This is a genomic window from uncultured Adlercreutzia sp. (assembly GCA_910585575.1).
In the GTDB taxonomy this organism is placed as follows: Bacteria; Actinomycetota; Coriobacteriia; order Coriobacteriales; family Eggerthellaceae; genus Adlercreutzia.
Genome location: CAJUFS010000014.1, coordinates 20,065 through 42,449 on the forward strand (window position 1 = coordinate 20,065; position 22,385 = coordinate 42,449).

The window sequence follows — 22,385 nt, forward strand, 5'->3', positions numbered from 1 at the left end:
TGCTAGCAACTGAAGGAGATCCATGGCCGATCAGCCCCTCATATTCTACGTGGAAGACGACGAGCACATTCGCGATTTGACCAGCTACGCCCTGCGCCAGGCCGGGTTTGCTGTGCGCGCCTTCCCTGACGGCTCGGACCTCATGGAAGCATGCCGCCAGGAAGCCCCCCAGGCGGTTCTCCTCGACATCATGCTTCCCGGCGTGGATGGGCTCGAGCTGTTGCGCCAACTGCGCGCCGATGCGGCTACCGAGAACATTCCCGTCATGATGCTGACGGCGAAGGGCACCGAGTACGACGCCGTATGCGGGCTCGATGCCGGTGCCGATGACTACCTGGCGAAGCCCTTCGGCATGATGGAGCTTATTTCGCGGGTCAACGCGCTGCTGCGTCGGGCCGCCCGTCCCGCGCCATCGACATCGCCGGTCCCCGCATCCGACGGGCATGAAGTCCCATCGCCTGATCGTGCCCCCTCTGCCGACGTCCTGCAGAGCGGTCCCATCGAGCTGTCCCTGGCGGCCCATCGGGTGAAAGCCCAGGGCCAGAAGGTTCCGCTGACGGTCAAGGAATTCGATCTGCTGCGCGTGCTCATGGAAAACGAGGGCCGCGTGCTGACCCGTGATCAACTGCTGGAAATGGTGTGGGACGTGCTCTATGCCGGCGAAACTCGCACGGTGGACGCCCACGTGAAAACCTTGCGACAGAAGCTGGCTGCCGCTGCCCCAGGGGCCGAGCAGGCCATTGCCACGGTGCGCGGCGTGGGCTACGTGTTCCAGGGGGAGGGCCAGTAATGGCGCCCTTGAAGGAGGCCATGAGCCTCTCGGGGCGTATTTTCCGCAGCGTTCTAGCCTTTGCCCTGGTGGGTATTGTGCTATTCTCGGTGGTCATTACCGGTATCTTCTACGTCTCGCTTGAGCACGATGCCTCGGCGAAGCTGCTGGCCCAGGCCCATCGCGCCGCAGCGGTGCTTGATGAAGAACCCGTCGACGCGCGGCCGGCCGTGCTTGCCGAGCAGTTCGACGGAGCGGTGCGCTATACCCTCATCGATGCCGGCGGCGCCGTGCTGTTCGACAGTGCCGCCCCCGCAGAGGGTGTTTCGTGGGAGAATCACGCCGACCGCCCCGAAGTGCGCGCGGCGTTAGAAAGCGGCGAAGGGGCCACCAGCCGTCACTCCACGACGCTCAACGCCGATACCCTTTATGCGGCGGCCCCATTGTCGAACGGCTCGGTGGTGCGCCTTGCTGAGACGCGTGCCTCGCTTATTGCGTTCTTCGCCACCGACTTGATGATGCCCGTCGCCTTGGCGCTGCTGGCGGCCGTGGTGCTGGTGCTGGTACTTTCGCGCCTGCTGACGCGCCACTTGATGCGACCCCTCGATAATTTGGACGTGTCATCGCCGCTGGACAATGCGGCCTATGCCGAAATGCAGCCCTTGCTCGAGCGCATCGATTCGCAGCAGCGTACCTTGCGCGCCCAGAACGAGGAGCTGGCCCGGGCGGAAAGCCTGCGCCGCGACTTCTCGGCCAACGTGTCCCACGAGATGAAGACGCCGCTCCAGGTTATTTCCGGCTATGCCGAGCTTATGGCCAACAACATGGTTCCTCCCAAGGAGGTGCCGCGCTTCGCGGGGCTCATCTACGAGGAGTCCCAGGCTATGCGCGCGCTCATCAACGATGTGCTGGTGCTCTCGCGCCTCGATGAGTCTTCGGGCGATATTGCCCAGACCGGCCCCGTCAATCTAGCGACGGTGGCCGAACGCGTCGTGCATCGATTGGCCGCGCCGGCCCACGAAGCCGGCGTGGTGGTTTCGCTTGAGACGGTGCCCGTGTGGGTTGAGGGCAGCGAGCTCTTGCTGGAGCAGATGATCTACAACCTGGTGGAGAACGCGGTGCGCTACAACCACGAAGGCGGCGCCGTGCACGTGCAGGTAACCGAGGAGAGGGGCGAGGGTACCGCGCTTATGGGCGAAGAGGGAACGGCGCAAGGCCGCGGCCGCGCGCGAGACCCCGAAGACGGCGCGGCGCTCGGCGAGGGAGATGTTGCGGCCTCGGCAACGGCCGCAACGCATCTCCTCCGGGTAGCCGTCGTGCGCGTAAGCGATACGGGTGCGGGCATTCCCCTTGAGGCCCAGGAGAAGATCTTCGAACGCTTCTACCGCCTGGACAAAAGCCGTTCCAAGGAGACGGGCGGCACAGGCCTGGGCCTGGCCATCGTGAAGCACGCGGCCCTCTATCACGGTGGCGAAGTAAGCCTGGAAAGCGAAGAAGGCCAGGGCACCACTTTCACGGTACGGCTGCCCCTGAGCTCCTAGTGCGTTTACCAGTTGGAAGGCTTTTCCAGCGAGAAGGTGGTGGGCTGCCACTCCACGATGGCGCCGGCGCGGCGGGTGGCCGGCACGTCGATGAGGCGCTGGTTCGAGGAACCGCACCACTTCAGCTCAAGAGACTTGAGGGATTCGACGAAGGGACCGTCTACTAGGACGTCGATGTGCTCCAGAAGGTGCTTGACGGCGGCGTCGTTGCGACGGGCCAGGTCTTCGTACAGATAGCCCGTATAGCACCAGATGCCGTAGCCGCGCTCTTTCAGCGCCTCGGCCAGAAGACCGCAGGGACCCGGCTGCTCGAAGGGCTCGCCGCCCGAGAGCGTGACGTCGTGCACGAGGCCGTTGGCCTCGATGTCGGCCAGCAGGGCCGGCAGCCCCAGCTCGGTGCCACCGCAGGCCGGCTGGCTGTCGGGGTTGTGGCACCCGGGGCATCCGTGGGAGCACCCTTGCACGAACACGGCATAGCGCAGGCCCGGGCCGTCCACAATGGAGTCGGGCTCGGTGCCGTACAGGGTGATGGTGGCGGTTTCGAAATCCTCGACGCGGCGAGCAGAAGACTCGTCTGCGGAGGAGCTGTTGTTTTGCGTAGTATCCATGGCGCCATTGTAGCCCAGGGCCCGATGCGCAACGGTGAACTGTTGCCGACCCACAAAGTCGGCACGAATACGTAAGACGCCGACCGCAGAGCCGGTGCTCACGGTCGGCGTCGGGAGATTTCAAGACCTACGGCACGGCGTGGCGCGGATGCAATAGATCCAGGAGACGTTCTGCCCGCCCCGCCCTGCGGGCGGAGCTCTGTGTCTCTAGGCGTTTTCGGTCTGCTGTCGTCGGCGGCGGATGGCGACAGCTGCGGTACTGGCGAAGCCAAGGGCCGCTAAAAGAGCAAGGGTGGTGGCAGCCCGATTCTGCACTGAATCGGACAGTCCGCTGCTCAGGGCGGTTTCGTCGTCAAAAAGCGCAACGGAAGCGGGGCCAGATCCTGTCGATCCTGGCCGACCCTCGGTCGTTGCCCCTACGACTGACGTTTCACCTGCAAGAGAGATCTGGGTAGCCAGAGCGCTATCGGCTCGGGAAATCAGCGTGGTGAACGCACTTCTCTGGCGATCGGCAAATGGCGAATTCGCGGCATGGTGCAGTGGAAGTCGAGAGCCGGCGCCGTCGGGCAGCAGGGTCGATCCCGAAGCGCCTCCCGGCCCAAGTATTCCGACATTTCCGGGGGCTCCGGGGTGTGTTGTCTCGGTTCCTGGCGCAAAGACTCCGGGGCTTGTGTTGCTTCCTGTGCCGCCGGGGATGCTGCCGTCGGTGCCGGGCGTCGTGCTGGTACCGGGAGTGGTTCCCGGTGTCGTAGGCGTTGCCGGCTGGGAAGACTCGGTCGGCGTGGGTGCGTCGGGTTCCGCCGGCTGACCGGGCTTAGGAGTTTCTGGCTCTTCGGGACTGATGGCCGCGCTCTTCTTGAGCACGAACAGATAGCCGCTGTCGTTGGTATAGCCGATATGGCCGGCTGCGTCGAGATAGGGGGAGGCCATGGTGTAGTTCTGGCGTGCGGCAGCCGGCTGGTAGACACGATGAGCCTGAGCGCTGCCCTCCTGGTAGCCATAGAGACAACCCGTGGCGTCATTGGTGGTGAAATACAGGGCAAGGCCCTGATCGCGCACGGTCAGGGGATGGCTTTTAACCTCGCCGGGAAGAGCCGTCCCGTCGGCGTGGGTGATGCGGCGGGTAACGGTGAACCGATCAAGATCGATTTCGGCCAGAACACCCTTACCGCCCAGCGCGCCGCCCACATAAGCCGTAGATCCCACCACGGCCGGCGTGGAGGTGGAAGTGTCGGCAAAGGACAGGGACAATCCCCGCCGCAGCTGGCCCGAGCTGTCAACGGAAAAGCGATGAAACGCTCCGTCGCGCGAGACCAGGTAGCAGGTGCGCCTTGTGCCATTGACCCCGCCCACTACTAAGGTGCTGCGCAGTGGGGAAGAGCTAAGGGCCAGGGTGCTCACTTCCAAGCTCAGGTCGGGGCGGTAGGCGTGAACGACGCCGGCATCGTCGCCGATAACGTAGGCGCCGCCCACCAGGGCGCCGCCAGCCCAGTAGTAACCGGCGCGCGGGTTGGTGATAGCGCCGCGCAGCTTTCCCGTGCGCACGTCGAAGGCACGCAGGGTGCCCCGAGTGCTCATGCCCTTGCGATCCAGCTTCTCGGCCGTGGCCAGGTACACTAAACCGTTGGCCACGGTGGGGGTGGATAAAGTCTGGGCGCCTTCCAGCGAGGCGGGAACGTACCAGAGCGTTTCAAGGGTTGAAGCAGAGAGGGCCTGAACAGCCCCTTCGGCCAGGGGAACGACGATGATGCCACTGCCGTAGGCAAGGCGGCAGGTGGAATTAATGGCTCCCGCCAACCGCTTGGTGGTGCGCGTCCCGTCTTCGGCCACTACGGACAGGGTGGCACGTTGAAGATCAGCGCCTGAGACGAGGAAGGTGCGCTGGCCGACCACAAGGGGATCGGAGGTATAGGAAACACTCAGGCTGCGGGAGGCGAAAGAGGCGCTGCGCAGCGTACGGAAGAGCGCCGGCGCTTCGGACAAAAGCACGGGATCGAAGGCTTCCTCTACCTCGGCGGCAACCAGGGGCGTGTCTGCTGAGGCGTTTGCGATGTTCCCCTGGGCCACTACGGAGGCATGCTCGGTGAAGCCCTCCCAATCAAGGGCCAGATCGGGATGGTCAGCCTCGATATTCGCCTCAGGGACTTCGACTGGCTGCTCCTCGCCGCTTCGATCCAGGTAGCGCAGCTCAATGACATCGCCGTCGACCACTTCGTAGTCGTCGGCATAGACGTCGGCGTAGCGGCCATTGACGTAGAAGGCCCAGTAGGACCGCGGGTCGTCGAAGGTGGCGGCCAGGGTGCGTCCCGCCTGATTGGTAATGCTGTAGGGCAGCCATCCCTCCTCAGTCGAGGCACCCATGCCGTGGGCGGAAAGCAGGCGCGAGAAACAATCCCAGGCCGACCATGACTCGTCGGCAGCGAGCTCAAGCACGGCCGCCGGCACCCAGGCTTGAGCCGCGAAGGCCTCACCGTCTTCATGCTCGGTGACGCCGGTGATGGAGGCGGTAACCGTGCGCACGGCGGGTTCCTGGCCACCGGATGGGTCGACGGTGCCTTCGGTGCCCTTCACCACGAAGGTGGCTTCGACCGGTTGGCGGTACAGCTGGGCCAGCAGCGGCCCCCACGTGGGATCATCCTGATAGCGTTCGAAGTAGTCGGCGAACTTCTCGGAGGAGAGGCAGCTGCGCACGGTGATGGTGCGATCATAGGCAGGGCGCGTGACCAGCAAGTTCTGGTGTGTGACCACGTTCTTGTCCGAGGACTCGAAGTACTGGTTGTCGTCGGGCACCGCGCTGTTCGTGACCAGCTGGGGAACAATGCCGCCGACGATGGCCGAAGCCTCGTCGTGAGTGCGCGACCAGAGCAAGCTACCGTCGCTGGCGCGCGATACCTTGAAGAAGTAGTCGAGGTTGTCGGTGACCGCGTCGGCGCTTTGGCCGCGGGAAATGGCCTCGAAGTAATGGGCCTTCGCCTCCTCCATAAGGGCTATTTCGTCCTCAAGGGCCTGGCGGCTGACGGGCTCCACGGTAACGTCGTACACCTTGATGGCGCACACCCAGGGTCGCGCCCGCTCGTAGACTTTGACGGTCAGCGTGGTAGTGGCCGCGTCGCCCTCAAGGGGTTGGAACACGTTGACGCGGTAGCTGTTGACGGACAGCAGCTCCTCGTTGCCGCTTTCCACCAAGAACGCATAGTCGTCGTTCACGCCAAAGCCCGGAAGCTTGAGCTGGGTGGAGGTGGGGGCGACGAAGTCGTCGGTAACGGTGACCGCCGTCTGGCCCACCGCCGTCAGCGCTTCGGTGCGTGCGGGATTCCACAGCTGGTAGCGCTCATCGATCTTGCGTTGGAGCCGTTCCTGATCGGTGAGGGTGGGGTCCCAATCGGCGGCCTTCAGGGTGAAGCGATAGGTTCTCGTCAGCGAGGCCGTGGTGGGGTTACCGGTAGCGCCGTCGTTGAAGAAGAACGTGCCCGTCAGCGTGATGTCGCGGTCGTTGGCGGGGCGGTTGGCAATGACGCCGTCGTCGCCCACGTAATAGTTATCGAGGCCCGAGGTCGCCCAGGAAGCGGTGACGAAGGGCGAGGTGATAGCCGTGGCCAGCGAGGGATCGGCCAGCACGCCGTCGATGGCACCCGAGCCGGTGGGAAGATTCAGATTATGGGTGACGGTGGATGAGGTATCGCCCTCGGTGAACAGGGAAGCGCCCACAGCGGTGGCGGTGGGTTCCAATATCTCGTTCTGAATGCGCGCCTGGTCCCAGCCAAGGGCCACGGGTTGGGACGGGCTCCATTCGAGGGAAGCCTCGCCGCAGGTAAGTTCGAACGTGACGGCAAAGGAGGAACCGTAGCCGTCTGGCTTGGTCACCGTGGTCGGGGAGACAACGGAGGGATTGTAGAAGAAGTAGGAGATAGCGCCATTGGCCTGGTCGTTTGCCGTGGAAAGGGCGGCGAAGGCGCCGTTGCGCACGGCATTGGCGGTTTTTAGGCGCAGGGTAATGCCCTCCAGGTTGAAGTCGGCCAAGGTGGCCGCAGTCTGCAGCTTTTCCTGAACGAGGGTGGTCAGGTTGCTATCGCGGGGGCTTTCCGGCTCGGGAGCCCATCCATTCGCGGCCGCGTCGCGCAGTAGTTGCACGGCCTGACGTACGCGCACTTCGTCGGAGGACAGGTCGAGCGGTCCCACCTGGCCCACGGAGTGTACGTAGGAGCCTTTTTGCGTGCGGGCCGACACTTGCAGGTAGCAGCCGTGGAGCGACCAATCAGGGGTAAAGTTGTCCGCCGTTGCGCCGAGAATGGGCAGATAGGATCCTTCTTCGCCCGTTGACGACACAAACCACTGCCAGGCAACCTGGGACGAGGTGATGCTGTAGTAATAGGTAGGACCGCCGTATTTGGCTTGGGCCGTCAGGGTTTCACCCGCGGCGCAGGAGCCGCTCATGACGATGAGCGTGGGCTGCGACGAGTAGAGATACGTGTACTGGACGGGCTCCGAGGAGAAGCTTACCGCTTGGCCGGCCGCGTCGGTGCCGGTAGCGGTAACACGTAGGTACTTGCCGCCGTAGGTGGAGGAGGTGGAAGTAAAGGTGGCAGCGGTGCCTCCGCTGTAGCTGGCGATGTTCGTCCAACGGGCGCCGTCCGAGGAGTACGACCACTGGTACTTGACGTTGGTGGGCTGCTGCAAGCTGGCACCCTGGGCCACCGCGGTAAGCGTCTGGCCCGACTCGGGAATACCCTCGATGGCTACACCCGTGAGCGCCACGGGAAGGGGGTGCACGGTTAGGTTGCCGGTGTAGGTATAGGAAGACGACCCCTTCGTCACCTTGGCAGTAACCACGACGGAGGTGCTGTCTGTGATGGGTAGCGTCACTTGGCCCGTAGCGCTGATAAGCGCCTCGTTTTTGCTGGTCCACGTAACCGTGGAGCCATTGGCGCCTTCTGCGGGAAACGCCAAGTCGCAGGGCTTGTAGATGTTCTTGTAGGTAGTGTTGTAATAGCTTTGAATGAGCTGGAAGTCGGTGTTGGCGCACAGGTAGTCGGAGAAGACGATGGCTCCACTAGCCTCTGAAGTGGCGGAGCTCTCCTCGTCTCCCCTGGCCGTGACGCGCACCATGCGGCCCTTCCACCCTTCGGGGCTGGCCGCCACGTAGGAGTTGGGAACCGTCCAGGTGGCGGCTGTGGCGCTCGGAATGTCGATCCACGTTCCAGCGGCAGCGGACTCGGCACTCTCCGCGTATTGCCACTGGTAGGTCACGTTGGTGGCGGTCTTGCCGTTGGCGCCCAAAGCGGTGGCGGTCAGCTTGGTGCCCGTTACCAGCTCGCCCTCAGGGAAGGAGCCGTCGGGAGCGGTCAGGGACACCGTAGCGATGGGATTGCTGGCCGGGTGCACCTTGATATCGAAGGTTTTCGTGGCGGTGGCGGTGCCGATGCGCAGGGTGGCGGTCAGACGTACCGTTACAGCGCTGGCGGTATCGGGCAGGGCTAAGGAGCCGTCGGAGCCAATGACGGCCTCATTGTTGGAGGCCCAGGTGATAGCGGCTTGGTTCAGACCTTGGGAGGGCAGCTCAAGACGCTTCACCGTCGCAAAACTATCGGCGGTGATGTCGTCGGTGACAATGTGCAGAGCCTCTTTGGCCTCGGTCACCAGCAGGGTGTCCGATTTGACGATGGGCCCGACAACATTCGAGGTAGCAGACGAATTCTGGTCGGCAGTCACAGAGGCGCGCAGGTACTTGCCCACCAAGCTGTCGTTTTGCGGAATGGTAAAGGTGGAGCCTGTGCCGGCGGTGGCGAGAGCCTCGAAAGGCCCCGCTGCGTTGTCAGACACCTCCCAGGTGTAGAGGGCGCCCGAGGCCTCCATGCCCGTGGCGCCCAGGGCAATACCGCGCAGGGTAACGCCGGTTTCAGGAGTGCCAGTAATTTCCAGCGTTGCCACGGGCACCTGGTAGAAGGAGCCGTTCGTGCAGGTGGGCATGCCGTAGCCGTTGGCGCCGACCAGCCAATAATCCACGGACGTATTCGCAGGAGTAGGCGAGAGCGTCTTGGTGGTCTGGCAGTTCGTCAGCGTCGCGCGCCCGGAAGAGGATGACGCGTAGCCGATGATGCCGCCCGCATTGCGGTTTTTCACGGCGGTGATGGCGCCGACGTTCACGCAGTTGCGATACGTGACTTTCGTTCCGCCCGTCGAGTAGCCGGCAATGCCTCCGGCGTATCCGAGGGACGAGGCCGTGGTGGTGACGGTGCCCTGGTTCGTGCAATCTTCCACGGCACCGCTGTTGTGGCCGATGATGCCGCCCAGGTAGTTGGCGGTGCCTGTGACGGTGGCGAGGTTGGTGCAGTGGCGCACGGTGCCCGTGTTGGAGCCGACGAGCGCACCCTGGGAATAGCCCGAATAGCCCGAATAACTCGATCCTGTAGTGACGACGCTGCCGGCTAACGTGAGGTTTTCGATGGTGCCGCTATTGCTAGCGAAGAGGCCCTTCTTGTCGCCTGATGCCAGCTTCAGCTCCACCGTAAGCGTGTGGCCGTCGCCATCAAAGGCGCCCGAGAAGCTGCTTTTGGGGGCCAGCGCGGTGCCACGCAAGTCGAAGTCGTTGCACAACTTGGCCGAGGCGGCGTTCGTGGTGTAGCTGCTGAAGAACCACAGTACCTCATCGACGGTGGAAAGCTGGTAGACACCGTCCTCGTCCTGGGCCGGCACGCCATCGGATTGTGCAGCCGGTGTTTCAGCGGAGGTTGCAAGGGGCTTCGGCGCTTGGGATGCGCTGGGGTCGGAAGCCGTCGAGAGCACCTCTTCCCCTTGGCTCGGTTGATCGGCGAGGGATGCTGTTGCGCCCGCTTCGGCGACTGCGTCAAGGTTTTCCGCCTCAGCCCAAGCAGCACTGGGCGTCAACGAGAGAATGAGGAGAACGCTCAACAAAAGAGAGAGCCATTGCTGCGCCCGCAGCGCAGCAGGGCGCCTTAAGGGCGCACGGGATTGTCCGACCATGCGGAACACCTACTTCCAGGGCTATCGTGCGACAGGCAGGTATTCCGACTTCGCCTCTTTTGGGAGCATTCGGCGTGCAACCGCCGGCGCCGACCTTGCGCTTCTTCACGCTGCTCTCGGTGGTTCTGACGAGAACGAGCGGCCCGACAGCAAAAGGATCCAGCGCGGTAATGCCCCATCAGCTTTACGGTTCCTGGTAGAGCGGAGGATTCTCACCTCCATTCCCCTCAGCCGTGCGGCCCCTTGCCGCCCGACCGGCGCGGTGCCCCGCGCAACCCATCAATGCCAATGGCCTCATTCTACCACCTGCGATACCGCCCCTGGGGAGGGTGGCCTGCGGGTGGTCTATCTGCCTATCCCGAATTCTCATATTTCGGAATAGGCCCCTCGCAGGCGGATGGCCACCATGCAGGCCTAACGAGGCGCAAGGTCGCAGCCTCGGGGAAGGATGATCCGCGGGTGGCGCGTCTGCGTTTCCCGATGGCGAGCAACGATAACCCAACAGCTTACAGAAGCCGCTATGTCAAGACTTCACGGCGCCGATGTTTTGCGTATACTAAGGGCAAGTCCTGTTCCCGCCCATCTTTGCGATGGACCGACGTTTTTACATGAGGGAGCTTTAGAAGCTGGTGAAACGGAGATTCGTATCCGTTGATACGAAAGCCGGGAAGCCAGATGCGAGCACCCACCTTTTGAGGTGGGTTCATCCTCAGGCGGGGGCAGGATTTGCTTATGCTTGCGCGGGCTTTTCCTGTTGAGTGCCTGCCGGAGCGCTCGTCTCCTCGCTCTTTCCCGTATCGCCCTTACTGCCGCTGTGCTCTGAACTGGGGCCACTGCCCGTGGCAGAAGCGCCGCCTTGCGCACCGGCCGTCTGAGGCACGGGTACCAGCACGCCGGTCTCGTCGGTGGGCACCAGCACCGGGGCCGTGCCGTGGTCTTCCCCGTCGGCAGTCAGCGAGCTCATGGCTTCTTCGATAAGGTGGTTGTGCACGTAGGGCGCCACGGCGCGAATAGCAGCATCGGTGGCGTTGCTGGCTTTGCTGGCGTCCGTAATGGTGAAGCTGAGGGTGCCTTGGAAGCCCTTGTCGGTAATGGCGCTGAAAGACACGCTCGGCCCCTTCTTAATTTTGCTCACCCGCGAAACCGCCTTTTCGGCGGCGTCCTCGATGTGGTGGGCCGTGGCGGTGAGCCGTTCGCTGTTCGTGGTGACTACCAAGTTGATGGACACGTCGTTCAAGGGCGAGAGCTTAGCCACGGCAGTGGAGGTCATCAGCGAGTTCGGGATGTTGATGTGGTTGCCGGAGCTGTCCACGATAGAGGTGTAGCGCCAGGTGACGTCCTGCACCACGCCGGACACGCCGCTCGGCCCCATGCGAATGTTATCGCCGGGCTCCACGCTGCGCGATACGCTGACCTGCAGGCCGCCCAGCAGGTTCGACAGCGTGTCCTGAAAGCCCAGGGACACAGCGATACCAACGACGCCCAAGCCGGCAATCATGGCGTTGATGTTCACGTTGAAGCAAATGGACAAGATGCAGGCAATGCCGAAGATCCACACCACGGCGCGCACCAGGTTGATGAAGATAGAGCTGGACGGCAAGAGCGTGGTCTTCTTCAGGATGCGCCGCATGAAGGCTACGGTCACGCGGCAAATTAGGAACGTGATGGCGCAGATGATGACCACGCCCAAAAAGGTATTGAACCAGTCGGCGTGGACGAACTTGTCGAATATGTTGAACCAATCGGGCATGACTCTATTATAGAAGCGGCTCCCTCAACGAAGCGAGGGAGCCGCCATCTTCACCGTTTTGTTGCAGAAAACCAGGAGGAAGACCCTGCGCCTTCTGCTGAGCGCCCAGGGCGAGCCTAGGCTTGGGCGCCCTCCGTGGTGCCCGCGTCTCCGCCGTCGGCGTTGCCGTCTTCGCCCGCATCGTCGCCATTGTCGGGCGTGGTGGGCTCAGGAGTGGGGGTGGGATCGGGCTGTTTGGGGCCGTTGCTGACCGTGATGGTGATGGTGGCACCCGGCTCGGCCGTGCCCGTCTTGCTTTGGTTGATGACGGTGCCGGCGGCATCGTCGCTGTCGGCATACTTGGTCTTCACCGTGAAGCCAGCGTTCTGCAGCGCTGTGGTGGCCGTGCTCTCCGACTGACCGACGACGCTGGGAATGTCGGCCTCGTTCTTGCCCATGCTCACCGTAATGGACACGGTGCCGCCGGGCTCGATGGGGTCGTTCAGCGGGTTCTGCTTGAAGACGGTGCCTTCGGGCTTGTCGGAGTACTCTTCGTTCACGTCAACGCCGAAGCCGGCATCCTGCAGCTCCTTCTTTGCTTGGTCGAGATCCATGCCGATGACGTTGGGAGCCTTCGTGGTTTTCGGACCGCGAGAGATGACGTATTCGATGGTAGCGTTGGGATCGGCCTTCTCGCCAGCGGACGGATTCTGCGAGATGATGAGCCCCTCTTCCACGGTGTCGGAGTACTGGCTTTCCGATTGCGCCACGTTGAGGCCCTTGGCCGCGGCCGCTTCCTTGGCGGCCTCGGGGGTCATGCCGGTAATTTTAGGAACTTCCACCTGCTCGTCGCCTTGGGAGACCAGCAAGTTGATGTTCGACCCTTTCTCCGCTTCGCCGCCGCTGGGGTCTTGGCTGATGACGCAGCCTTCCTCAACGCTCTCGTCGTAGCCGAAGCCGATGGTGCCCACTTCGAACCCGGCTTGGCGAATTTCCGTGGAGGCCTGGTCCACCGTCTTGCCGGTGACATCGGGAACCGCGACCATTTCCTTATCGCCGGCGCCGGCGAAGGCCCACACCAGGCCACCGATAAGGGCAATGGCCAGGACGGCGGCGATCACGGCAATGATGATGGGCTTCTTGTTGCTTTTCTGGGGCCCCTGGTCGCGGAAGTTGGTGGCGGGGAAGCTGCCTGTCGAGGAGGGCGAGCTGGTGTTGCCGCCCACATAGGGCATGGCCTGGGTGCCGTCGGTGAGGGGCACGGTGGCAGCGGCGCCGCCGACTGCGCCCATGACGCGGGTTTGCGCTTCGGTGAAGCTGTTGCCGCGGCCCAAGTTGAGGGGGCGGCCAGCCAGGTAGTCGTTCAAGGCCAGGCGCATGTCGTTGGCCGTGGCGAAACGGTCGGCCGGGTTCTTCGACAGGGCCACCATGATGATGTCCTCGAGGGCCGGATCGATGTCGGGGTTCACCGAGCTGGGCGGGACGGGATCGTCCTTCACCTGCATCATGGCCACGGACACGGCGTCGGGGCCGTCGAAGGGCAGCTTGCCCGTGGCGGCCTCGTAAAGCACCACGCCCAGCGAGTAAATGTCGCTGGCGGCGGTGAGGTCTTTGCCCTGGGCCTGTTCAGGGGAAATATAGTGGGCGGTGCCCAGCACCGCGGAGGTTTTGTCGTTGACGGAGTTCTTAGCGCGGGCGATGCCGAAGTCCATCACCTTCACGTTGCCATCGGGCTGCACCATGATGTTCTGGGGCTTGATGTCGCGATGGATGATGTCCTGGTTGTGGGCCACGGTAAGGGCCTGGCATACCTGGGAGCCAATTTCGGCCACCTTGCGCTGATTGATGGCGCCGCGCTGCTGGATAGCGGTTTTCAGATCGGAGCCGCGCACGAACTCCATGACGATGAAGTAGGTGCCGTCCTCGTGGCCCCAGTCGTAGACGTTCACAATGTAGGGGCTCTGAAGGTTGGCGGCCGCAGCGGCTTCCTGGCGGAAGCGCTGGGTGAAGGCCGGGTCAGCGGCGAACTGCGGCAGCATGACCTTTACGGCCACCACGCGCATCAAGGTGTTGTCCTGGGCCCGGTATACCTCGGCCATGCCGCCGATACCGATACGGTCTTTGATTTCGTAGCGGCCCGCGAGGACCTTGCCCGTCATTGTTGCCTGTCCGGTCACCTTGTTACTCCTTAAAGTTCCATGCTCTGGTGGGTTTGCAGTTTGTTTTGGATGCGAACTCGCGTGAGTTTGATCATTGTACTACAGCGCCCCCGTCACTTCGAGAGCCGTTTCCAACACGTCGTGTGCGGCGGCGGCACCGGCGCCCGATTCTCCGCGCTCGATGGCCACGGCCACTACGACCTTCGGGTCGTTCGCCGGGGCGAGGCCCACGAACCAGCTGTCGTCATCGCCGTCGCCGCGCTCGTGGGTGCCGGTCTTGCCGGCTACGGCCACGCCGTCGATGGCGGCTCGTGAGCCGGTGCCGTCGGTAACGACGCCCTTCATGATCTCGATCTCGCGGGCGGCGGTGTCTTTGTCGATAGCCTGCTTCAGCTTGAGGGGCATCGGCGAGAAGCTGCGCTCGCCGTTGGCGTTGTACACGCCGTCGACCAGGTAGGGCTGCATGAGCGCGCCCTCGTTGGCGATGGCGCAGCCCACGAGGCACATTTGCATGACCGTGGCCTGGGGGCCGGCCGGGCTCTCGTGCTCGCCCACGGGCTCGCCGCAGGCGGCCCAGGCTGTTTCCCAGGTAGTCATTTCCTCGGGATCGGGCATGAGCGAGGTGGCCAAGGGCAACGGGAAGTCGATGTCCTCGTTGAAGCCGAAGTTGCCGGCCATCTGCACGAGCAAGTCGGCACCCAGCTGAACGCCTACCTGGCCGAACACCGTGTTCGACGAGTACCACATGGCCATTTCCAGCGTGATGCGGCCGTAGTTGCGCTTCTTCACGTTCGTGACCGGGGCGTTGCCGATATCCATGGTGCCCGGCGAGTCGTACATGGTATCGGCCGTGGCCACCCCGTCTTGCAGGGCCGCGGCCAGGGTGACCATCTTGAAGGTGGAGCCCGGGGCGTAAAGCGCCTGGGTGGCGCGGTTGAACAGTTCCGAGGAGTCGCTGCTGTTGTCGGAGGCGGCGGTGAGCAGCGCCTCGTAGTCGGCGGCGTCGAAGGTGGGCGAGGAGGCCAGGGCCAGCACGGCGCCGGTTTCGGGATTCATCACCACGCAGGCACCCACCTGGCCTTCCAGCACGTTTTGCGCAGCGCGCTGGATGGTGGCGTCGATGGTGAGCGTGACATCGTTGCCCTTCGTTTGGATGCCGGCCAACGAGTTCACCACATCGGTGAAACTGGCGAAATTCTGCTCGCCGCGCAGCGTGTCGTTGTAGGCGGCCTCGATGCCGGCTGAGCCGAACTTCTGCGAAGTGTAGCCCACGATGTGGGCAGCCAGGGTACCTGCGGGGTATTCGCGCTTATAGGTGCCGTCTTCTTGGCGCACCGACTGGGCCAGCACGGTGCCGTCGACGGTGGAAATGGTGCCGCGCTCCATGGTGGCCTCGCGGGCCATGGTGTGGTTGTTGCTCGGCATGTTCTGGTACTCGGGGGCCTTGATGACCATGAGATAGGTGAGGTTGGCCACCAGCACGCCGAAGAGCACCGAGTAGATGATCATGGTGCCGGTGAGGCGCTTGCCCAGGGCCACGCGGCCCAGCACCGAGTTGGTGCCATGGGAGCCGATAGTACCCGTTTGGCGCATTTCGGAATCGACGCCTGTGCCCTCGTCGCCGCAGCGCAGCAGGCAGCCCACAATAATGAAGCTGGCAATAAGCGAGGAGCCGCCTTGGCTGATGAAGGGCAGGGTGATGCCGGTCAGGGGGATGAGGCGCGTCACGCCGCCCACAATAATGAAGGCCTGCAGCACGATGATGGAGGTGAGGCCCACGGCGGTAAACGAGCTGACATCGCTTTTCGCCCGGGCCGCCGTGACCACGCCGCGAATGGCGAAGCACAGATACAGAAGCAGCACGCCAGCGGCGCCCATGAGGCCCGTCTCCTCGGCGATGACCGGGAAGATGAAGTCGCTCTCGGCGACGGGGATGCCGCCTTCGGCGATGGGGTTGCCGCCCATGCCGCGGCCGATGCCCTGGCCGAACAAGTCGCCGTCGGCCAGCGAGTAGATAGATTGCACCAGCTGGAAGCCGGCGCCCTGGGCGTCGGCGAAGGGGTCCTGCCAGATGGCCACACGGGCCTGCACGTGGCCCATGAAGGAGTACAAGGCCACGGCGGCAATAACGGCCAGGCCGATGGACACCACCAGGTACAGTTTTTTACCGGTGGCCACGTACAGCATGATGACGAACACCGAGAACAGCACGAGGGCCAGGCCCAGGTCCTTCTCCAGCACCACCACCACGAAGGCGAGCGCCCACATAACGATAAGGGGCAGCAAGGTGGGTAGGCTCGGCAGGTTGAAGGGACCCACTTGCCAGGTGAACACCGAGAGCATTTCCCGGTTGGCCGCCAGATAGGCGGCGATGAAGAACACGATGAGTATCTTCGCGATTTCGCCGGGCTGGAACGAGAAGGGGCCGATGGACAGCCACAGCTGGCCGCCGCCGGACTCGTGGCCGATAACGGGCAGCATGGGGGAGAGCAAGAACAAGATGCCCACCACCATGAGGGTGTATTTGTAGTTGGCCAGCTTATCGAGGTTGCGCACCACGGCCAGCACGAGAATCATGACCACGACACCGGCGAAGAGCCACACCACCTGGCTTAAGGCCTTGTCGGGTAGAATGCGCGTGACAAAGGCGATGCCGATACCCGACAGTGCGAAGGCGATGGGCAGCAGCGCCGGGTCGGCGGCGGGGGCCAGCTTGCGCACAGCCAGATGGGCCACGAGAAAGCTGCCGAAAATGCCGAGGGGCACCGCCAGGGTCTCCACCGACAAGGTTTGGCCGCCGGTGACCACCAGCATGGCGAAGAGCACAATGACGATAGGCGAGGCGATGAGCAGGAGCAAAAGCTCGATGTTGCGTCGGGACATGGTGCACCTCCTAGGCCGTCGGGTCGGCCGAGGGGGTTGGAGACGGGGAGGTGGTGTCGGCGTCGTTCGAGCCCGCCGAGGAGTTGGCCGCAGCAGCGTCACCGTCGGAGCCTGTGGCCTCGGTGGCCGTGGTGCCGGCAGCGTCCGTCCCGTTGGCGCCGGTGTCGGGCGTGGCGTTCGGGTCGGTAGCCGTGCCCTCATCGTTGCCGGCGGCGGCCGCTGCCGCAGCCTCCTCGGCGGCTTGGGCCGCGGCTTGCTGCTTCTCGGCTATTTCCGCCTCGTAGAGTTTTACCAAGTTGTCGGCATCGGCGAGGCCGTCCACGCGAATGCCCTCCTCGCGCAGGCGATTGGCCGTGCCCGGCTGCAAGTCGTCCACGGCGATATCGGTAACGCGGTCGAGGGTGGAGAAGCTGAAGCCGAACAAGTCTCCGGGAACGCCCCGATAGACGGCGACTTTGCCGTTGTCGTCGGCCAGGTAGGCCGAGTTGGACACCAGGTAGTTCAAGCCGAAGCCGGCGCCCACGAGAATGGCGGCCAGCAGCGCGACGAGCATGATAGCTGTGGCGCGCGTGCGGCGCGTCATCTTGCGGGTGCGCTGTTCGGCCAGGCCGGTGACGTCTACCACGATGACCGTGGTGTTGTCGTAGCCGCCCAGGGAATTCGCCTCGTTAACGAGCTGAGCCGCGCAGCGCTGCGGATCGGTGGCGCTGTTGAGAATGGCCTCGATGCGGTCGTCCTCGAGCATGGTGCACAGGCCGTCGGAGCACAGCAGCAAGCGGTCGCCCGTCTCCACGTTGAGCTCGAAGAGGTCGGGCTCGGTGCGTGGGTCGGAGCCCAGGGCGCGGGTGATGACCGAGCGCTGGGGATGCACGCGCGCTTCGGCGGGGGTGATCTGGCCCGCCTCGATAAGGTCGGTGACCAGCGAATGGTCGCGGGTGAGCTGCTGCAGGCGCCCGTGATGCAGAAGATAGGCGCGCGAGTCGCCCACCTGGGCAATGACGAGTCGCTCTTTATCGAGGATGGCGGCGGTGCAGGTGCAGCCCATGCCGGCGCGCCCGACGCCTTCGCGAGCGGCCTTGATGATGGCCAGGTTGGCCTCTTCGACCGCTTGGCCGAGGGCGGCCGCATCGGCGGTGCGGGGCGCCCGCTGGGCCACCACGTCCACGGCAATTTCCGAGGCCACTTCACCTGCGGCGTGGCCTCCCATACCGTCGCACACCACGTAGAGCGGGGGCGCTACGACCAGGGAGTCCTCGTTGTGCTCGCGCACGCAGCCCACATCGGTGCGGCTGCCGAAGGTGGAGTTGGCTTTCCGTCGCGTGCGGGCCATTACTCGTACCTCACACGGATATCGACGTCGCCGATGGTGACGAGGTCTTTATTGCGCAGGGCCACCGGCTCGTGGATGGCGCGCCCGTTCACAGCGGTGCCGTTCTTCGACCCCAGGTCCTCGACGAAGAGGTTCTGGCCCATCAGCTGGAAGCGCGCGTGGCGTCCTGACACGTAGCCGGCTCCGATGACGATGTCGGCGCCCGGGGAGCGGCCCACAATAACGGGGCCATGCACGGCGATGGACACGCCGCGCAGCTCTTTCGGGCCGTGCTCTACGGACAGCGTCCAGCCGCGCTCTTTCTTACGGGAGCCTTTCACCATGCCAATGCCCGTGCGCATGATGGCGAACAGGAAAAGGTAAAGGAGCGCCACGAAAAGAAGGCGCGCGATAAGCAGGACGAGATCGATCACCGAATAACCTCCAAAGCCGCGGGCGGGCTAGATGAGCTGGAACTCGAGGTTGGTGGTGCCCATGACGATGCGGTCAGCATCGTTGAGGGCCACCGACTTGATTTGGCGTCCGTTGACGAAGGTGCCGTTGGTGGAGCCTAGGTCGGTGAGGATCCACGCGCCCGACTCGTCCTGGCGAATCTCGCCGTGGACGCGGGACACGTTGATGTCGGGGATGACGATGTCGTTCTTGGATTCGCGGCCGATGGTCTCGGCGCGGCCGGGCAGCGTGAAAGCGCGGTCGTTGGTGATGTCGTAGATGTAGGCCTGGCGGGTTTCAGGCTCGGGCTCGTCGTAGCCATCGCTGTAGCCATCCTGCACCTGGCCGAACATCATGGTTTGCGGCTCGCCGCCGTTGTCGTAGCCATAGCCGTCGTCGTAAGCCGGGGCGGCCTGATAGGGCTCCTGGTAGGCCGGCTCCTGGTAGCCGTAGTTGGCTGCCGGGGCGGGCGCGGCGGGCGCCGGAGCGGCAGCGCGGCCGTTCTGGGAGCGCATGAGGCCATAGCGTGCGAACTCTTCCTGGCGCAGCTGCTCCACCAGGGGAGAGGCCACCATTTCGGCGATGACGTCGAACTTGCCATGGCGCAGATCGTCGTCGACGATGAAGCGCACCAGGGGCTGGCCGTCCATGACCAGGCCGTGCTCGGCGGCTTTGGCGGACAAGTAGGTTTCGGTCTCGCCGGCCAAGGTGGGGTAGTAGCCCAGCAGGCGGCGGTCGTCATCGGGATTGACCAGAACGGTGTAAAGAGTGGGGGCGTACTGCTTGCCTGCGCCGACCATTTTCTCGCGGCGCATCTGCTTCTCGGCCTTCTTGGCAATTTGGACCGGAGAGAGCGGCGCGGCACCCATGCGATCGGCGGCGCCTTCCACCGTGTCTTCCATTTTGCCCTCGAACCTTGAGAGGAGTCCCATGTGATTCTCCTTGTTTCTACCGTGTTTAAGCTACGTTCAAATGCACAACCGCATATTTTGCCATAAACCCTGCGCCTTTCTGTCAACAAGCCGCCAACCTTACGCAATCGTCACAGCGAGAGGACCGGGGCCGTTCCGCCGCCTGTGCGCCCCTCCGGCATCCCGCTTCGGGTATGCGCCGATCCGCTGGCTCGGCTTGCTGGAGGTTCCGAGATTGGGCGGTTTGGTTCCTTTCCAGCCGTCAAAAGGGAGGGGTTTGGTAGCGAGCGTTCGAGAAAGGCCAGGTCGCATTCTGCTCCCCTCGACTGCGCGGGAGCCAAACCGCCCGATCTTGGAACGTAAGTGGCGTAAAGATGGAAACGGGTTGATAGCAGGTCAATTGATAAGGGTGGAGGTCGGCTTATGCCTTGGTAGCATGAGCGCGCGAGGAGGTGCCCCATGGCTACATTTCAGGACTTTGTGAAGCTGGCGAAGATCAGCATGCAGGACAAGACGTCCCATAAGCGCATGAACGAGATTCTGCGCATCATGCACCAGTACCACGTGCTGGCCGGCTTAACGCCCGAGCGTGCCGTAGAGGTGTTGCAGGCCTTGGGTCCCACCTATGTGAAAATTGGCCAACTGGCCTCCAACCGCTCCGATCTGCTGCCGAAAGAGTATTGCGACGCCTTTGAGAAGCTACGCGATGATGCTGACCCCATGCCGTTCGCCACGGTGGTCGAGCAAATCGACAAGGCCTACGGGGCCTCGTGGCACACGGTGTTCGCCTCCATCGACCCCAATCCGTTGGGTGCCGCCTCCATTGCCCAGGTGCACAAGGCGGTGCTGCTCGACGGCACGGTGGTGGCGGTCAAAGTGCGCCGGCCCGGCGTGGCCGAGTCCATGGCCGAGGACATCATGCTCATGAAGCACCTCATTGCCACGGGCGAGCTGGTCAGCAACAGCCACCGCGACATTCTGCTTTCCCTGGAAGGCTTCGTGGAGGAAATCGAGCGCACCACGGCCAACGAGGTGAACTTCACCATCGAGTTGAACAACCTGGTGCGTTTCCATAAAGAGATAGAAACGGAAGAGGGGGTCACCTCGCCGGTGCCCTATCCCGCGTACTCCACCGATTCAGTGCTGGTCATGGAGTTTGTGCAGGGCATTGAAATTTCCGACACGGCGAAGCTGCGGGAGCAGGGGGTGGACGTGGAAGCCCTGGCGCGCCGCGTGTGCCAAAGCTACGTGACCCAGGTGCTCGACAACGGCTTCTTCCACGCTGATCCGCACCCGGGCAATATATTAGTGCGTAAGGGCGAAGTGGTCTGGATCGACCTGGGCATGGTGGGCAGCTTAACGGCCTCGGAGCGCATGCTGGTGGGCAAGGTGTTCACCGCCGTGGCCACGAACAGCGCCTACTTGCTTATGCAGGCGCTGACGGGGCTCGTCCATGTGGTGGGGCCCGTCGACCACGGTGCGCTGCTGGATGATCTGGCCCGCCTGCTTTCCGAATACAGCACCGCAGAAATGAAGGACATCAACGTGGGCATCGTGCTCACCGAAGTGGTGGAGCTGCTGCGCAGCCAGAACATGGTGGTTACCTCGTCGGTGACCATGCTGGCCCGCGGCTTCGTCACCATCGAGGGGGTCATCGCCCAGGTGGCGCCCTCGATCAGCGTCATCGAAATTGTGTCCAAGCACGTCATTGCCCAGCAGGGCAGCCCGAAGAACATTGCCCAGCGCATGGTGGATCTGGCCATTGCAGGCACCGAATCGGCCGAGGCGCTGGCAAAACTTCCCACGCAGCTGTCGAACACGCTGGAGATGATCGACCGCGGGCAAATCAAGGTCAACGGCGACGTCGATGTGTCGTCGCGGGTGCTGGCCACGGTGTACGCCTCGGTGGGACGCCTTTCGCTGGCGCTGCTGTCGGCGGGGCTCTTCCTGGGTTCTTCCATCTTGTGCACTACCAGTATGCAGCCGCAGTTCTTGGGCGTGCCGTTGCTGGGTGTGTTGGGGTACCTGGGGGCTTTTGTGCTGGGGGTGTATACCATCGTGCGCATCATGGCCTCGCGCCATCGTCTGCTGAACAACGAAGAGCCGCGCTAGGGGGCGCGTGAGCCAGACGGGTAGCACGCGAGGAATACGTGCGATGGGGCGGCTCGGGCCGTCGAGCTGCAGCGCGTTTGTGCCAGCTGGTGTCGCGGCACGCGAAGGGGCAACGCGATCCTTCATGGCTCCCCGCGCCGAGCTGCTGAAGCGTTGAGCCGCAGCGCGGGGATGAGTGATGGCTCGTAACGTGGCGTCTACAGCTGGTGGCCTTTCAAAGGGCTGGTGGTAGAATGAAGCCGTCTTTCATATATATGAGCAAATAACTAATTAATTTGCTCTACCAGGGGAAAGGTGTTGCCATGTATCAGAAGATTCTTGTTCCCTACGACAAGTCCGATCCTGCGAAGAACGCCCTGCAGGCGGCGCTCGATTTGGCCGCGGGCGTGCCGGATGCCACCATCACCGTGCTTTCGGTGGTCGATTGGCATGACTTCAACGCCGAAACCTTCCGCATTGCCTCCCGTATGTCAGGGGTGCTGGGCGATTCTCTGGACATGGACGCCATCGCCGAGGTGGAAAGCGAAGCCGTGAAGGCCGACACCGACGCCATTGCCGCCGACATTGCCCCGCTGGTGGGCGATACCGCTGGCGTCGAAATTGCCGTGGTCAACGGCTCGCCCCACGATTCCATCACGGCCTATGCCGACGAGGGTGGCTACGACTGCATCGTCATGGGCCATCGCGGCCTGGGCGCCGTGCGCGGCATGCTGGGCAGCGTGTGCTACTCAGTGCTCCACAAGACCAACGTGCCCGTTCTGATTGTGAAATAAGATGGGTAGATCAGGCGGAGGCGGAAGCTTCGGCGGAGGTGGCGGAGGGTTTTCCGGCGGCTTCGGCGGGGGCGGTGGGTTTTCTCGCGGCCCCAGCTCAGGCGGTCGCTCAGGGGGCCCCAGTTTCGGGGGAGGCCGCTCAAGCGGACCGAGCTTC

General features: G+C 63.6%; 12 protein-coding genes. 4 read left to right on the forward strand and 8 right to left on the reverse strand.

What is annotated here, in order from left to right; all coding sequences use genetic code 11:
* Window positions 1-22 precede the first annotated feature (22 nt).
* Window positions 23-790: a response regulator transcription factor gene (locus tag QZ307_RS02995; protein WP_295995638.1), complete on the forward strand. Its 768-nt coding sequence runs from the start codon at window positions 23-25 to the stop codon at window positions 788-790.
* A complete protein-coding gene (locus QZ307_RS03000; protein ID WP_295995641.1) occupies window positions 790-2,310 on the forward strand; it encodes an ATP-binding protein in 1,521 nt (506 codons plus the stop codon). Before QZ307_RS02995 ends, QZ307_RS03000 begins: the two co-directional genes overlap by 1 nt.
* 5 nt (window positions 2,311-2,315) lie before the next feature.
* Here the strand turns inward: QZ307_RS03000 and nrdG are convergent, their stop codons facing one another.
* From nrdG to QZ307_RS03040, 8 genes are all read right to left on the reverse strand, one after another.
* Entirely contained in the window at window positions 2,316-2,918 is a 603-nt protein-coding gene (gene nrdG, locus QZ307_RS03005; protein ID WP_295995645.1) for an anaerobic ribonucleoside-triphosphate reductase activating protein, read from the reverse strand.
* A 207-nt stretch (window positions 2,919-3,125) separates the two neighbouring features.
* Window positions 3,126-9,701: an immunoglobulin-like domain-containing protein gene (locus QZ307_RS03010; RefSeq protein WP_295995647.1), complete on the reverse strand. Its 6,576-nt coding sequence runs from the start codon at window positions 9,699-9,701 to the stop codon at window positions 3,126-3,128.
* A 928-nt stretch (window positions 9,702-10,629) separates the two neighbouring features.
* Window positions 10,630-11,649, reverse strand: coding sequence for a mechanosensitive ion channel family protein (locus QZ307_RS03015; RefSeq protein WP_295995650.1), 1,020 nt, complete (start codon window positions 11,647-11,649; stop codon window positions 10,630-10,632).
* Window positions 11,650-11,765: 116 nt separating this feature from the next.
* On the reverse strand, window positions 11,766-13,805 hold the full coding sequence (pknB, locus tag QZ307_RS03020; RefSeq protein WP_366143041.1) for a Stk1 family PASTA domain-containing Ser/Thr kinase: 2,040 nt from the start codon (window positions 13,803-13,805) through the stop codon (window positions 11,766-11,768).
* Between the two features lie 81 nt (window positions 13,806-13,886).
* Window positions 13,887-16,670 carry an FtsW/RodA/SpoVE family cell cycle protein gene (locus QZ307_RS03025; protein ID WP_295995654.1) on the reverse strand — a complete coding sequence of 928 codons (2,784 nt, stop codon included), beginning with the start codon at window positions 16,668-16,670 and terminating at the stop codon, window positions 13,887-13,889.
* Window positions 16,671-16,680: 10 nt separating this feature from the next.
* Entirely contained in the window at window positions 16,681-18,000 is a 1,320-nt protein-coding gene (locus QZ307_RS03030) for a Stp1/IreP family PP2C-type Ser/Thr phosphatase (RefSeq protein ID WP_295995657.1), read from the reverse strand.
* On the reverse strand, window positions 18,000-18,413 hold the full coding sequence (locus tag QZ307_RS03035) for an FHA domain-containing protein (protein ID WP_295995659.1): 414 nt from the start codon (window positions 18,411-18,413) through the stop codon (window positions 18,000-18,002). The genes QZ307_RS03030 and QZ307_RS03035 overlap by 1 nt, the downstream gene beginning before the upstream one ends.
* Window positions 18,414-18,440: 27 nt before the next feature.
* On the reverse strand, window positions 18,441-19,364 hold the full coding sequence (locus QZ307_RS03040; RefSeq protein ID WP_295995662.1) for a DUF3662 and FHA domain-containing protein: 924 nt from the start codon (window positions 19,362-19,364) through the stop codon (window positions 18,441-18,443).
* Window positions 19,365-19,802: 438 nt separating this feature from the next.
* Here QZ307_RS03040 and QZ307_RS03045 point away from each other — a divergent pair, with 438 nt between their 5' ends.
* Entirely contained in the window at window positions 19,803-21,455 is a 1,653-nt protein-coding gene (locus QZ307_RS03045) for a lipopolysaccharide core heptose(II) kinase RfaY (protein WP_295995665.1), read from the forward strand.
* Between the two features lie 302 nt (window positions 21,456-21,757).
* The gene (locus QZ307_RS03050; protein WP_295995669.1) at window positions 21,758-22,228 is read left to right on the forward strand and encodes a universal stress protein; all 471 of its coding nucleotides are present in this window, start codon (window positions 21,758-21,760) and stop codon (window positions 22,226-22,228) included.
* Window positions 22,229-22,385 lie beyond the last annotated feature (157 nt).